Here is a 13718-nt window from a genome sequence, read left to right as displayed (position 1 = left end):
CTTAGGGCGCCCTATAATGCGCGCTCTTTCGACGTCGGGGGTATAGCTCAGCTGGGAGAGCGCTTGCATGGCATGCAAGAGGTCAGCGGTTCGATCCCGCTTACCTCCACCAGCCGAAAGAGAAATTAGTCCGGTCCCCATCGTCTAGAGGCCTAGGACACCGCCCTTTCACGGCGATAACCGGGGTTCGAATCCCCGTGGGGACGCCAAATTTGGCGAAGCGTTGAATAACGAGTCGCTGGCCGGAAGGTAGATCCGGTTAAAGGTTTGCGCGGAGTGGTAGTTCAGTTGGTTAGAATACCGGCCTGTCACGCCGGGGGTCGCGGGTTCGAGCCCCGTCCACTCCGCCAACAACAAGCAGGCAATGCCTAAAGCAGCAAGAAGTAAATGTGGTGAAAAGGCTTGCGCGGCCTCGAAAATAAAGCTAGAATGCGCAGCTCGGTTCAGGGGGTATAGCTCAGCTGGGAGAGCGCTTGCATGGCATGCAAGAGGTCAGCGGTTCGATCCCGCTTACCTCCACCACAGTAGTAAAGACGTTGTCCCCATCGTCTAGAGGCCTAGGACACCGCCCTTTCACGGCGATAACCGGGGTTCGAATCCCCGTGGGGACGCCAAATTGTACGAGGCGTCGAAATGACGAATCGTTAGCCGGATGGTGATCCGGTAACAGTTTGCGCGGAGTGGTAGTTCAGTTGGTTAGAATACCGGCCTGTCACGCCGGGGGTCGCGGGTTCGAGCCCCGTCCACTCCGCCAGTAGCAAAAGAAATGGGAGCCTTCGGGCTCCCTTTTTTTTCGTCCATTCAATCCCTTGCATCTAGCGTCGGGAAGACTCTCTGCGTTATAGTTCGACCATACGCACCGGTATGGTAACCATTTATTGCGCCGGTGCGTCTCTTCATGACAACAGTGGGGATGACGATGAGCTTCACCAAGATCGGGGTGGTCGGCGCGGGTACGATGGGTAACGGAATTACCCAGGCGTTTGCAGTTTCGGGTTTCAAGGTCGTTATGATGGACGTGGCCGAAGCCGCGGTGCAGCGCGGTCTGGCGACCCTCGCGGGCAGTCTGGAGCGTTTGGTCAAGAAGGAAAAGCTCACGGCCGCGCAGAAGGACGAGGCGCTGTCGCGAGTGACGACGACGACTGATGCCGCGGCCCTCGCGGACTGCGATCTGGTGATCGAAGCGGCGACGGAAAATCTGGCGCTCAAGCTCAAGATTTTCGAGCAGCTCGACGGTCTCCTGAAGGAAGAGGCAATCATCGCGACGAATACGTCCTCGATTTCGGTCACGAAGCTCGCTGCCTCCGTGCGTCGTTCCGACCGGGTGATCGGCATGCACTTCTTCAACCCCGTCCCGATGATGGCGCTGGTGGAGCTTATTCGCGGCCTGCAGACCTCGGACGCGACCTATGCGGCCGTCGAGGCTGCGACCAAGGCGCTCGGCAAGACGCCCGTCCAGGTGCGTAACAGCCCGGGATTCGTGGTGAATCGGATGCTGTGCCCGATGATCAATGAGGCGATCTTCGCGCTCGGAGAAGGGCTGGCGTCGGCGGCCGAGATTGATGAGGCGATGAAGCTTGGTTGCAATCACCCGATCGGCCCGCTCGCGCTGTGCGACATGATCGGTCTGGACGTGCAGCTGGCCGTGATGCAGGTGCTGTTCGAAGGCTTCAAGGATCCGAAGTATCGCCCCGCGCCGCTTCTCGTCGAGATGGTCGAGGCGGGCTACCTTGGGCGCAAGACGGGCAAGGGCTTTTTCGAATATCAGTAATCGCGAGCGAGGCGCCGAGTCGGCGCTTCTGCCACACAAACAAGAACGCCACCCGAGGGTGGCGTTTTTTCATGACTTGCGGTGTGGTCAGCCGCGACGCATGGCGTCGAAGAACTCGGCGTTGTTCTTCGTCGCCTTGACTTTGTCGAGCAGGAATTCCATTGCGTCGATGTCGTCCATGCCGTACAGCAGTTTGCGCAGCACCCACACTTTCTGCAGCACGTCCGCCTTCATCAGCAGTTCTTCGCGACGCGTGCCGGAGCGATTGACGTTGATCGCCGGGTACACCCGCTTCTCGGCCATGCGGCGGTCGAGGTGCAGTTCCATGTTGCCGGTGCCCTTGAACTCCTCGTAGATCACGTCGTCCATCCGGCTGCCCGTGTCGATCAGCGCGGTCGCGATGATCGTCAGCGAACCGCCTTCTTCAAGATTCCGCGCCGCGCCGAAGAAGCGCTTCGGCTTTTGCAGCGCGTTGGCGTCCACGCCGCCGGTGAGGACCTTGCCGGAGGCGGGTACCACCGTGTTGTAGGCGCGTGCGAGGCGGGTCAGCGAGTCGAGCAGGATCACGACGTCCTTCTTGTGCTCGGTCAGGCGCTTGGCCTTCTCGATCACCATCTCGGCAACCTGCACGTGGCGCGACGCAGGTTCGTCGAAGGTCGAGGCCACGACTTCGCCCTTGACCGAACGCTGCATCTCGGTGACTTCTTCCGGGCGTTCGTCGATCAGCAGCACGATCAGCGAGACGTCGGGGTGATTGGCCGTGATCGCGTGCGCGATGTGCTGCAGCATCACGGTCTTGCCGCTCTTCGGCGGGGCGACAAGCAGGCCGCGCTGACCCTTGCCGATCGGGGCAATCATGTCGACGATGCGGCTCGTCACATTCTCCTCGCCGCGAATGTCGCGTTCGAGCTTCAGGCACTCGTTCGGATGCAGTGGCGTGAGGTTCTCGAACAGGATCTTGTGCTTGCAGTTCTCGGGCGCTTCGCCGTTGATCTTGTCGAGCTTCACTAGCGCGAAATAGCGTTCGCCATCCTTCGGGGTACGGATCTCGCCTTCGATCGTGTCGCCCGTGTGCAGGTTGAAGCGGCGGATCTGGGACGGCGAAACGTAGATGTCGTCCGTTCCCGCGAGGTAGGAGATGTCGGGGGAACGGAGGAAGCCGAATCCGTCGGGCAGCACTTCGAGGGCGCCGTCGCCGTAGATCGGTTCGCCCTTCTTGGCGCGGTTTTTCAGCAGGGCAAAAACGAGTTCCTGCTTGCGCAGGCGGTTGGCGCCTTCGATTTCGTTGGCCACAGCCATTTCAAGCAGTTGGCTGACGTGGAGAGACTTGAGCTCCGATAGATGCATGGCAGGAGGGCGCAACGGGGCGCAGTTGGATGAAGCTTATGGAGGGAAGTGAGAGGTGCAGCGAGCTGCGCTGCGGCGGCGCCGGGAAACCTGCTTTGGGAGCAGGGGCGCCGCGCAGATGGACCGGGACTTTAGCGCCGGTCAGAGATTGCTGTCAATGAAGGCCGTCAGTTGCGACTTGGAAAGCGCGCCGACCTTGGTCGCTTCGACGTTGCCGCCTTTGAACAGCATCAGGGTCGGGATACCGCGGATGCCGAACTTGGCCGGAGTTTCCTGATTCTCGTCGATGTTGAGCTTGGCCACTTTCAGCTTGCCGGCGTACTCCTTGGCGACGTCGTCAAGGATCGGGGCGATCATCTTGCACGGACCACACCATTCGGCCCAGTAATCAACCAGCACGGGGGTCTGTGCCTGCAGCACCTCAGCTTCGAAATTGCTGTCGGTGACGTAATGGATATGCTCGCTCATGGTTCCTCGCATCAAGGGTAGCGATAGTTCTTCGGATTGGGAGATGGGCCGGCTGGCCCAGTAGACAGGTCGGAGAATCTCCGCCACATCTGAATGTTTCCGAAAAGTTATGCCAAGCCGTGGCGCGCGTCAAGATTTAATCCCAGCGGCGCTGTCCATGGGATACGGGTTTGCCCGTGTGTACAACAAATCGGCGGAGCTCTCGGCTATATTGTCGGAACGGCCGGCCGCCGCGGCGTCCGGCGCTTGGACCAAAGGGAGTTGATACGATGGCTTACGTTGTGACGGAATCCTGCATCCGGTGCAAGTACACGGACTGTGTCGACGTGTGTCCGGTCGACTGTTTCCGTGAAGGGCCCAATTTCCTCGTCATCGATCCGGCGGAATGCATCGATTGCACGCTGTGCGTCGCGGAGTGCCCGGTCGAGGCGATCTTTGCGGAGGACGATGTGCCGGAGACGCAGCGCCATTTCATCGCGCTGAACGCCGAGCTGGCCTCGGTCTGGAAGCCGATCGTCGAGCGCAAGGAGCCTCTGTCGGACGCGGAGGAATGGGCGAAGCGTACCGGCAAGCTGGACGAACTGAAGCGCTGAGAAACAAGGCCTGTAGGGGAGCGCCCTCCATGCGGGACCCGGACTTTTGTTGTCCGGAGCAATGCACTAACATGGCGCATGCGTATTTTGACGTGATCATCACGGTAAGGGGATTGACATGCTGGTGAGCGAGATTCTTGCTATCAAGGGCAAGGTGCTTTACACCATTGCGCCTGGCAAGAGCTTGGCCGAGGCTGTGGAGATCATGACCGAGCAGGACGTCGGTTCTGTGGTCGTCTTCTCGCATGGGCAGATGGTCGGCTTGCTGACCTTCCGCGAAGTGCTGAAGGCAGTTCACAAGGGCGGGGCCGACTGGGGCCGGATGCCGGTTGAGGAGGCCATGCTCGCGGGGCCGATTGCGGCGTCGCCGAACATGGAAATGGACGAGTTGCGTCGGCTGATGGTCGAACATCCCCAGCGCTACCTGCCTGTCATGGATGGCACGACGCTGCTCGGGGTCGTGTCGTTCCACGACGTCGCCAAGGCAGTTCTCGAGGAGCAGAGTTTCGAGAATCGGATGCTCAAGAATTACATTCGCAACTGGCCGCAAGAGTCGGACGAAGAATGACATCCCGGCGTGTGCGTCCGCGACTGCAGGCGCCCGCCGATGCGACGGCAGGGGGCCGTCAACGAACACCACAACAATAAAGCTTTCGCTTTACTGCGAAGGTCTCAGTTTGGAAGCCGGTACGTGCGCTTCGGGCGTGCCGTTAGTGCCTCGGGAGGGCCTTTGCCGGATGTTTTCGTCCGGTGAAATTTCCAGCTGTTGGAGGAGACACTGTGGAAAGAATATGGCTGAAAAGCTACCCCCCCGGAGTACCTGCAGAAATCGACGTCGATGAATTCGCGTCCCTTGGCGATTTGTTCGCGAAGGGTGTCGCGCAATTCGGTGATCGTGCCGCCTTTATCAATATGGGCAAGGCGATCACGTATGCCGAGCTCGACCGCTTGTCTGCGCAGTTTGCGGCCTACCTGCAAGGGGTGCTGAAGCTGCCGCGCGGTTCGCGCGTCGCGCTGATGATGCCCAATCTGTTGCAATATCCGATCGCGATGTTCGGCGCGCTACGTGCCGGTTACACCGTCGTGAACGTCAATCCGCTCTACACGGCGCGGGAGCTGCAGCATCAGTTGCGCGACGCGGGTGCCGAAACCATCGTCATCGTCGAGAATTTCGCCCACACGCTGCAGCAGGTATTGCCGCAGGTTCCGGTGCGCAACATCGTCGTGACCAGCCTCGGGGAATTGCTCGGGTTCCCAAGGAGCATGCTGGTCAATTTCGTCGTGCGCCGCGTCAAAAAGATGGTGCCCCCGTGGGATCTGCCTGGCTACATCCGATTTTCCGAGGCGCTGGCGCAAGGCTCCGCTCATGCGTTCGTCCCCGTTGCCGTGGGGCACGAGGACGTCGCCTACCTGCAATACACGGGCGGTACGACGGGTGTGGCGAAGGGCGCGATTCTCACGCATGGCAACATCGTCGCCAATCTGCAGCAGGCGCATGCGTGGGTCCGCCCGTATCTGCATGCTGGCGATGAAGTGATCATCACTGCGCTGCCGCTGTATCACATCTTTTCCTTGACGGCGAATTGCCTGACTTTCTTCAAGATCGGCGCGACGAACGTGTTGATCACCAACCCGCGCGACATTCCGGGATTCGTCAAGGAGCTTGCAAAGCACAAGTTCACTGCGATCACCGGTGTTAACACGCTTTTCAATGCCTTGCTGAACAATCCAGAGTTCGCGAAGCTCGATTTCTCGAACCTGCACATTGCGCTCGGCGGAGGCATGGCGGTGCAGCAGGCGGTCGCAGAAAAGTGGAAGCGCGTGACGGGCAAGCCGCTGGTCGAAGCCTATGGTCTGACGGAAACGTCGCCTGCCGTGACGATCAATCCATTCGATCTCCCCGCCTTCAATCATTCGATCGGCTTGCCGGTTCCGTCCACGGACATCAGTATCCGCGGTGATGACGGACACGAAATGCCGATCGGGGAAGCGGGCGAATTGTGCGTTCGCGGGCCGCAGGTGATGCGAGGCTATTGGCAGCGGCCCGAGGAAACCGCCAACGTGTTCACGGCGGACGGATACTTACGGACCGGCGACATTGCGACGGTTGACGAGCAGGGGTTCGTCCGGATCGTCGATCGCAAGAAGGACATGATCCTGGTGTCGGGCTTCAATGTGTTCCCGAACGAGGTCGAAGATGTGATCGCCGCGCATCCCGGCGTGCTCGAGGTGGCCGCGGTGGGGGTGCCGGACGAGCGGACCGGCGAGGCCGTCAAGGTGTTCGTCGTGCGCAAGGATCCTTCGCTGACGAAGGAGGATCTGATCGCATACTGTCGTGCCAATCTGACTGCTTACAAGGTGCCGCATCTCGTCGAGTTTCGTGAGGAGCTTCCGAAGACGAACGTCGGCAAGATCCTCAGACGCCTGCTGCGTGACGGGAAGGCTTGACCGAAGCGGCGGCGCTTGCGTTTTTTTGGCACGCATGGTTATATTCGAGAACGATTACTGTTGACGACGAAATGATCCGTCTGGCCCTGTCCCTCGCTGTAGTACTGTCCGTACGCGTAGTAGTAGGCGTAGGCAGTCGCGCGTCGTAAGGGTCACAGGAAAACAGTAGATACGAATTCCAACCCCCGCCGGCGCGTGAGCCCGGCGGGGGTTTTGTTTTTGCTCCGTCGGTCAGCGTGCCAGCTCTAGACCAAAGGAGCAAAACGATGAATCAGATGACCGGCGCCGAGTTGATAGTGCGCCTGCTTGAGCGGCAAGGTGTCCGCACCATTGCCGGTATTCCCGGCGGCGCAATTCTCCCCCTGTACGACGCCTTGTCGGGGAGCGAGATCATCCATCACGTGCTGGCTAGGCACGAGCAGGGCGCCGGCTTCATGGCGCAGGGGATGGCGCGGGTGTCCGGTCGTCCTGAAGTGTGTTTCGCTTCGAGCGGGCCGGGCGCGACCAACCTCGTGACGGCAATCGCCGATGCGCGCCTGGATTCGATTCCGATGGTGGCGATTACCGGTCAGGTTCCTTTGTCGATGATCGGGACGGACGCGTTCCAGGAAGTCGACATCTACGGGATGACGGTTCCGATCACCAAGCATAACTTTCTCGTCCGTTCGGCGGCAGAGCTGCTGGAAGTGATTCCGGCGGCGTTCCGCATCGCGATGTCGGGGCGGCCGGGTCCGGTGCTGGTGGACGTGCCCAAGGATGTCCAGAATCAACTGGTGACTTTCGAGGCGTTCCCTGAGCCTGCAGTCGCGGAAAAGGCGCCGAAGCTCGACATGGCGGCCATCGAGAAGGCCGCACAGATGATCAACGAAGCCGAACAGCCCGTGCTTTATCTCGGGGGCGGCGTCATCCATTCGGGTGCTGCGCAGCAGGCCGTGACGCTCGCGGAGCAGGCCGGTTTGCCGACGACGATGACGCTGATGGCGTTGGGAGCGATGCCCATTGATCATCCCTTGTCGATCGGGATGCTCGGCATGCATGGCGCCCGTTACACGAATTTCGTTCTCGAAGAAGCGGACCTGCTGGTGTGCGTCGGAGCGCGTTTCGACGATCGGGCGATCGGCAAGGCGGCGCAGTTCTGTCCCAATGCGAAGATCGTGCACATCGACATCGATCCCTCCGAGCTGCACAAGATCAAGACTGCCCATGTCGCCATCAACGGTGACGTGAGCGAGGCGCTCGAGGCGCTGTTGCCACGCGTTAAGGTGGCGCTGCGCAAGCGCTGGCTGTCACACGTGGAGAGTCTCAAGAGCCGCTTCCCGCTGCAGATGCCCGCACTGGACGATCCGCGTTCGCATTACGGCCTGGTGCACGCGGTCGCGGCTGCGCTGGACGATGAAGCGATCATTTCGACGGACGTCGGGCAGCACCAGATGTGGGTTGCGCAGGCGTATCCCTTCCGGCGTCCGCGCCAATGGCTGACCTCGGGTGGCCTCGGGACGATGGGCTTCGGGATGCCGGCCGCCATCGGCGCGGCGCTTGCCGAACCGGAACGCACGGTGGTGTGTTTCAGCGGCGACGGCAGCTTCAAGATGAATATCCAGGAGCTTGCGACGCTTGCCGAGGAAGGGCTTAACGTGAAGATCGTGTTGATGAACAACAATTCGCTGGGGCTCGTGTATCAACAGCAGAACCTCTTCTACGGCAAGCGCGTGTTTGCGTCGAAGTACCGTGGCGCCCCCGATTTCGTGAAGATTGCGGAAGGCTTTGGCATTCCTGCTGTCGATCTCGATGTCGCAACCAATCCCCGTCAAGCTCTCGCCCAAGCGCTGCAGGCGAAGGGTCCTTGCCTGATTCACGTGTCGATCGACCGCGAAGAATTCGTCTATCCCATGGTGCCGCCGGGCGCCGCGAACACTGAAATGATCGGAGGCTGAAAGATGATCGAACAGGTTGCCGAGCCGTTGGCGCAAGCGGGTTTTGCAAAGGTCGTGCTTGAGCTCGAGGTGAATAATCACCCGGGCGTGATGAGCCACATCTGTAATCTCTTCGCGCGGAGGGCTTTCAACGTGGAGGGGATTCTGTGCATGCCGATGTCGGATTCCAGCAAGAGCCGCATCTGGCTGCTGGTATTCGAAGATCAGCGCCTGGAACAGATGGTGCTGCAGGTCGAGAAGCTGGTCGACGTGCTGTCGGTGCATCGACACGCGGCCGATCACGAGGTCTTCGAGCGCCTGGAGAAATTCTTCCACTGACGGGACGTGAAGCGGGGCCGCGCCCAGGCGGGCGGGGCCCCGTGCGCACTGTGCTAAACTCGCAAGCCCCCGCTCAGCATTACCAGTCGAGATTCCAATGTCCGGCAATACCCTTGGCAAACTGTTCTGCGTCACATCCTTCGGCGAGTCGCACGGTCCCGCGATCGGGTGTGTAGTCGATGGGTGTCCTCCGGGATTGGCGATTTCGACCGAAGAAATCCAGGCGGAGCTCGACCGGCGCAAGCCCGGCACCTCACGGCATGTGACCCAGCGGCGCGAGCCTGACGAGGTCGAGATACTGTCCGGCGTTTTCGAAGGGGTGACGACCGGAACGCCAATTGCGTTGCTGATCCGTAACCAGGACCAGCGTTCGCGCGATTACGGCAACATCTCCGAGACTTTCCGTCCCGGTCACGCGGATTACGAGTACTGGCAGAAATACGGGATTCGGGATTATCGCGGTGGCGGCCGCTCTTCGGCGCGTGAGACGGCGGTAAGGGTTGCAGCGGGCGCCATCGCGCGTAAATGGCTGCAGGAGCGCTATGGAGTCGTGATTCGTGGCTTCATGTCGCAACTCGGGCCGATTTCCATTCCCTTCGAAAACTGGGATGAGGTGAATCGGAATCCGTTCTTTGCGCCCAACGCAGCTATCGTTCCCGAGCTTGAAGCGTACATGGATGAGCTGCGCAAGTCCGGCGATTCCGTGGGTGCGCGTATCGACGTGGTCGCGACGGGAGTGCCGGTCGGCTGGGGCGAGCCGGTCTACGATCGGCTCGATGCCGACATTGCCTATGCGATGATGGGCATCAATGCCGTGAAAGGCGTGGAGATCGGGGCCGGGTTTGCAAGCGTCGCACAGCGTGGGACCGAACATTCCGACGAGATGACGCCTGAGGGCTATCTGTCGAACAATGCGGGCGGTGTCCTGGGCGGGATTTCCAGTGGCCAGGACATCCTGGTCAGTATGGCGATCAAGCCGACTTCAAGCATCCGTCTCGACCGTCGCTCGATCGACAAGCAGGGCCAGCCCGTGATCGTGAATACGCATGGACGGCACGACCCGTGCGTCGGCATTCGTGCGACACCGATTGCGGAAGCGATGCTTGGGCTCGTCCTTATGGATCACGCGCTACGCCATCGCGCGCAGTGCGGCGACGTCAAAACCGAAACGCCAAGGATTGCGGGCCTCGCTCCCGAGGGGCGGCAGCGCGTTCCGTCGCCTGGGCGCTGAAGGGACATTGTCCTAATGGTGTCGGAAAGACGTCGGGACGGCGCTGGCCTCGTTGTCGCGGCTGGCTCCCTAGCCTGACGTCATAGTGCTCGCTTATTGGCCCCTGTCGGCCTATTACTTCTTCTATTTCGCGTTCGTCGGTGCGTTTTCGCCGTACTTCACGCTTTATCTGCAGTCTATTTCCCTCTCGGCGGCTGACATCGCCGTCCTGATGTCGCTGATGCAGGTGATGAGGGTGCTCGCGCCGAACCTGTGGGGATGGCTCGCCGAGCATTCCGGGCGACGCGTCGCCATTGTCCGCCTGTCAGGCATTGCGTCCCTGGTGGGATTCCTGCCGTTCTTCCTCACGACTCGGTTCGAGGGGCTGTTTGTCGCAATGGCCTTGATGGCCTTCTTCTGGAGCGCCGCACTGCCGTTGGTCGAAAGCCTGACCTTTTCTCATCTTCGTGGAGAAGCGGCGCGTTACGGAAGTATCCGGGTCTGGGGGTCGGTGGGTTTTATCGTCGCCGTGCTGGGCATCGGCCACGCGCTCGACTTCCTGCCGATCGACTCCGTGCTCTGGCTTACCGCATTGCAACTCGCGGGAATTCTCGCCTGCGCACTGACGCTTCCCGAGGCGCGTGGCGTGCCCACTCCGCACAACAGCGTCGGCATGCGGGAGACCTTGCGCCGCCCCGAGGTCCGCGCCTTGCTTGGAGCCTGTTTCTGCATGTCGGCGGCGCACGGCGCGCTGTATGTCTTCTATTCGATCTTTCTTGTCGGGCACGGTTACGGCAAGGCCTTCGTGGGGTGGATGTGGGCGCTGGGCGTGTTCGCCGAGATCGGAGTGTTCATGCTGATTCCACGGATGGCGCGCCGCTACTCGATGCGCACGATCCTGGCGGTCGCGTTCGTCTGTGCCGTGCTTCGGTTTGCAATGATCGGATGGGGCGTCGACTCGCTGATTGTGCTGGTGCTCGCGCAACTGCTGCATGGCGCCACCTTCGGCGCCTATCACGCCGCTGCGATCGCAACGGTCAATCGGTGGTTCGACGGCAGGCTGCAGTCGCGTGGGCAGGCGCTATACGGCAGTGTGTCCTTCGGCGGCGGCGGTATGCTCGGCGGGTTGTTGAGCGGGGTCGTGTGGGACGTGATCGGCCCGGCCTGGACCTATACTCTAGGCTCTGTTTTTGCCCTCCTCGGGCTCGTCTGGTTGCTGAGCGGCTGGCGCAGAGACGAGGCGGGCGCAGGAGGCAAGACGTGAAGAAATCAATCGCAAGATTCGCCGTGGCTCTGGCGCTCACTGCCGTTGCGAGCGCGTGCCAGACGGTGCATACGACCAGCGCGGGCGCTGTTGGCGTCGATCGCTCCCAAATGATGATGGTCTCGGAGCGAGAGGTCGAGCAGGCGTCCGATCGACAGTACGACGAAGTGATTGCCGATGCCCGGCGCAAGGGTACTCTCAATCGCGATCCGGCCCAGGTGGGACGCATACGGGCGATCTCGACTCGCCTCATCGCGCAGGCCGTCGCGTTCCGTGAGGATTCGCGTCGCTGGCAATGGGAAGTCAACGTGATTTCATCCGATGAACTCAATGCATGGTGCATGGCCGGCGGCAAGATGGCCGTCTATTCCGGCCTGATTGACGAGCTGCGGCTGACCGACGCCGAATTGGCGGCAGTGATGGGGCACGAGATCGCCCACGCGCTGAGGGAGCATGTGCGCGAGCAGATCTCGCGGCAGATGGCGGCCAACATGGGAATCTCGGTTGCGGGAGTGTTGCTCGGTGTCGGCGAGTTGGGGCAGGACCTGATGGGCATGGTCGGGAAGGTGACCTTCCAGCTGCCGAATTCGCGTCTTCACGAAACCGAGGCGGACCGCATCGGCGTGGAACTCGCGGCGCGGGCCGGCTACGATCCGCACGCCGCGGTGAGCCTGTGGGACAAGATGTCGGCTCGTGCGAACGGCTCTCCGCCGCAGTGGCTTTCGACGCACCCGGCTCATGAAAGCCGACGTCGGGATCTCGCGGAATATGCTGAACGTGTCGAGCCGCTTTATGAGCGCGCACGCCGCTGATCGCCTGGACGGCGTGGTCGTCGCGCCTGCTATTCAGTCGGCGCCCCGTGTGAAATAATCGAAAACCTTTCTCCCCGCGGAAACAATTGGATGGAAGCCCAAACGCTGTACGAAAAGCTCTGGTCCAGTCATGTCGTGCATCAGGAAGCCGACGGCACTGCGCTCATTTATATCGACCGCCATCTGGTGCATGAAGTCACCAGCCCGCAGGCGTTCGAAGGCCTCAAGCTCGCCGGCCGCAAGCCGTGGCGCGTGAGCTCCATCGTCGCGACCGCAGACCACAACACGCCGACGGACCACTGGGAGCGGGGCATACTCGACCCCATCTCGCGGCAGCAGGTCGAGACGCTCGATGCCAATATCCGCGAAGTCGGCGCACTGGCTTACTTCCCGTTCAAGAATGAACGGCAAGGCATCGTTCACGTCATCGGGCCCGAGAATGGCGCGACGCTCCCCGGTATGACAGTCGTGTGCGGCGATTCGCACACGTCGACCCATGGCGCTTTCGCCTGTCTGGCGCACGGCATCGGTACGTCCGAGGTCGAGCACGTCCTCGCGACGCAGTGCCTGCTGCAGAAGAAGTCCAAGACGATGCTCGTTCGCGTCGATGGCACGCTTGGGGCGGGCGTCTCCGCCAAGGACATCGCACTTGCCGTGATCGGCCGCATCGGCACCGCCGGCGGTACGGGGTATGCGATCGAATTCGGTGGCAGCGCGATTCGCGCCTTGTCCATGGAAGGACGCATGACCTTGTGCAACATGGCGATCGAAGCCGGCGCCCGTGCGGGCCTCGTGGGCGTCGACGAAGTCACGATCGACTACCTGCGTGGCAAGCCGCTGGCGCCGCAAGGCGAGGCCTGGGACAGGGCAATTCAGTACTGGCGTACGCTGAAGTCCGACGACGGCGCGCAGTTCGACAAGATCGTCGAAATCGACGGCGCCGCAATCGAGCCGCAGGTCACCTGGGGCACGTCGCCCGAGATGGTCGCGACCGTCGGCGGACGTGTTCCGGATCCCGAGCAGGTGAGCGATCCCGTCAAGCGTGAAGGCATGGAGCGCGCCCTGCGCTACATGGGGCTCGCGCCGAATACGCCGATCGGCGAGATCCCCGTGGATCAGGTGTTCATCGGTTCCTGTACCAATTCCCGGATCGAGGATCTGCGTGAGGCTGCGGCCGTTGCGAAGGGTCGCACCAAGGCGGCCAGCGTCAAGCGAGTGCTCGTCGTTCCCGGGTCGGGAATCGTGAAGCGCCAGGCCGAAGCCGAAGGGCTCGACAAGATCTTCGTTGCTGCCGGCTTCGAATGGCGTGAGCCAGGTTGCTCGATGTGCCTGGCGATGAACGCGGACCGTCTGGAGCCGGGCGAGCATTGCGCTTCGACCTCGAACCGGAATTTCGAAGGCCGTCAGGGCGCCGGTGGACGCACCCATCTGGTGAGTCCGGCAATGGCCGCGGCTGCCGCCGTGACCGGTCGCTTCGTCGACGTGCGCACGCTGGCGTGATCGAGTGATGAAGGTGCTGTCCTGCGCGGGCGGCGATGCGATATTGAATGGGG

General features: G+C 61.5%; 12 protein-coding genes and 6 tRNA genes. 16 read left to right on the top strand and 2 right to left on the bottom strand.

Features of this window, described 5'->3' with window-relative positions; all coding sequences use genetic code 11:
- Window positions 1–36: 36 nt before the first annotated feature.
- The 7 genes from AZKH_RS15500 (at window position 37) to AZKH_RS15470 (ending at window position 1771) form a co-directional block, all read left to right on the top strand.
- A tRNA-Ala gene (locus AZKH_RS15500) sits at window positions 37–112 on the top strand.
- Between the two features lie 21 nt (window positions 113–133).
- Window positions 134–209, top strand: a tRNA-Glu gene (locus AZKH_RS15495).
- 64 nt (window positions 210–273) lie between these two features.
- Window positions 274–350, top strand: a tRNA-Asp gene (locus tag AZKH_RS15490).
- A gap of 96 nt (window positions 351–446) precedes the next feature.
- Window positions 447–522: transfer RNA gene (locus tag AZKH_RS15485), tRNA-Ala, on the top strand.
- Between the two features lie 16 nt (window positions 523–538).
- Window positions 539–614 (top strand) — tRNA-Glu (locus tag AZKH_RS15480).
- A gap of 63 nt (window positions 615–677) precedes the next feature.
- Window positions 678–754, top strand: a tRNA-Asp gene (locus AZKH_RS15475).
- Between the two features lie 165 nt (window positions 755–919).
- Window positions 920–1771, top strand: coding sequence for a 3-hydroxybutyryl-CoA dehydrogenase (locus tag AZKH_RS15470; RefSeq protein WP_041657394.1), 852 nt, complete (start codon window positions 920–922; stop codon window positions 1769–1771).
- Between the two features lie 87 nt (window positions 1772–1858).
- On the opposite strand, the gene rho is transcribed toward AZKH_RS15470, so the two are convergent.
- Window positions 1859–3118 carry a transcription termination factor Rho gene (rho, locus tag AZKH_RS15465; protein ID WP_015436729.1) on the bottom strand — a complete coding sequence of 420 codons (1260 nt, stop codon included), beginning with the start codon at window positions 3116–3118 and terminating at the stop codon, window positions 1859–1861.
- Between the two features lie 141 nt (window positions 3119–3259).
- Window positions 3260–3586, bottom strand: coding sequence for a thioredoxin TrxA (gene trxA / locus AZKH_RS15460; protein WP_015436728.1), 327 nt, complete (start codon window positions 3584–3586; stop codon window positions 3260–3262).
- Between the two features lie 269 nt (window positions 3587–3855).
- Between trxA and fdxA the strand changes: the two genes are divergently transcribed.
- The 9 genes from fdxA (at window position 3856) to leuC (ending at window position 13665) form a co-directional block, all read left to right on the top strand.
- Entirely contained in the window at window positions 3856–4179 is a 324-nt protein-coding gene (gene fdxA / locus AZKH_RS15455) for a ferredoxin FdxA (protein ID WP_015436727.1), read from the top strand.
- A 118-nt stretch (window positions 4180–4297) separates the two neighbouring features.
- Window positions 4298–4747 carry a CBS domain-containing protein gene (locus tag AZKH_RS15450; RefSeq protein WP_015436726.1) on the top strand — a complete coding sequence of 150 codons (450 nt, stop codon included), beginning with the start codon at window positions 4298–4300 and terminating at the stop codon, window positions 4745–4747.
- Between the two features lie 212 nt (window positions 4748–4959).
- On the top strand, window positions 4960–6627 hold the full coding sequence (locus tag AZKH_RS15445; protein ID WP_015436725.1) for a long-chain-fatty-acid--CoA ligase: 1668 nt from the start codon (window positions 4960–4962) through the stop codon (window positions 6625–6627).
- 266 nt (window positions 6628–6893) lie between these two features.
- On the top strand, window positions 6894–8561 hold the full coding sequence (gene ilvB / locus AZKH_RS15440) for an acetolactate synthase large subunit (protein WP_015436724.1): 1668 nt from the start codon (window positions 6894–6896) through the stop codon (window positions 8559–8561).
- A gap of 3 nt (window positions 8562–8564) precedes the next feature.
- Window positions 8565–8879 carry an acetolactate synthase small subunit gene (gene ilvN, locus AZKH_RS15435; protein WP_015436723.1) on the top strand — a complete coding sequence of 105 codons (315 nt, stop codon included), beginning with the start codon at window positions 8565–8567 and terminating at the stop codon, window positions 8877–8879.
- Window positions 8880–8976: 97 nt separating this feature from the next.
- Window positions 8977–10110, top strand: coding sequence for a chorismate synthase (gene aroC, locus AZKH_RS15430; RefSeq protein WP_015436722.1), 1134 nt, complete (start codon window positions 8977–8979; stop codon window positions 10108–10110).
- Window positions 10111–10195: 85 nt separating this feature from the next.
- Window positions 10196–11353, top strand: coding sequence for an MFS transporter (locus tag AZKH_RS15425; RefSeq protein WP_015436721.1), 1158 nt, complete (start codon window positions 10196–10198; stop codon window positions 11351–11353).
- Window positions 11350–12165: a M48 family metallopeptidase gene (locus AZKH_RS15420; protein WP_015436720.1), complete on the top strand. Its 816-nt coding sequence runs from the start codon at window positions 11350–11352 to the stop codon at window positions 12163–12165. Before AZKH_RS15425 ends, AZKH_RS15420 begins: the two co-directional genes overlap by 4 nt.
- A 90-nt stretch (window positions 12166–12255) precedes the next feature.
- Window positions 12256–13665 (top strand): 3-isopropylmalate dehydratase large subunit, encoded by a 1410-nt coding sequence (gene leuC / locus AZKH_RS15415; RefSeq protein ID WP_015436719.1) that lies wholly within the window; start codon window positions 12256–12258, stop codon window positions 13663–13665.
- The last annotated feature ends 53 nt before the right edge of the window (window positions 13666–13718 follow it).

This window comes from Azoarcus sp. KH32C, assembly GCF_000349945.1.
In the GTDB taxonomy this organism is placed as follows: domain Bacteria; phylum Pseudomonadota; class Gammaproteobacteria; order Burkholderiales; family Rhodocyclaceae; genus Aromatoleum.
Note: the sequence above shows the minus strand (reverse complement) of the source record. Positions and strands in the feature narration are given on the sequence as shown.

Coding starts and splice junctions, on each gene's coding strand:
- AZKH_RS15470 (WP_041657394.1), top strand. CDS start 920: ATGAGCTTCACCAAGATCGGGGTGGTCGGCGCGGGTACGATGGGTAAC.
- rho (WP_015436729.1), bottom strand. CDS start 3,118: ATGCATCTATCGGAGCTCAAGTCTCTCCACGTCAGCCAACTGCTTGAA.
- trxA (WP_015436728.1), bottom strand. CDS start 3,586: ATGAGCGAGCATATCCATTACGTCACCGACAGCAATTTCGAAGCTGAG.
- fdxA (WP_015436727.1), top strand. CDS start 3,856: ATGGCTTACGTTGTGACGGAATCCTGCATCCGGTGCAAGTACACGGAC.
- AZKH_RS15450 (WP_015436726.1), top strand. CDS start 4,298: ATGCTGGTGAGCGAGATTCTTGCTATCAAGGGCAAGGTGCTTTACACC.
- ilvB (WP_015436724.1), top strand. CDS start 6,894: ATGAATCAGATGACCGGCGCCGAGTTGATAGTGCGCCTGCTTGAGCGG.
- ilvN (WP_015436723.1), top strand. CDS start 8,565: ATGATCGAACAGGTTGCCGAGCCGTTGGCGCAAGCGGGTTTTGCAAAG.
- aroC (WP_015436722.1), top strand. CDS start 8,977: ATGTCCGGCAATACCCTTGGCAAACTGTTCTGCGTCACATCCTTCGGC.
- leuC (WP_015436719.1), top strand. CDS start 12,256: ATGGAAGCCCAAACGCTGTACGAAAAGCTCTGGTCCAGTCATGTCGTG.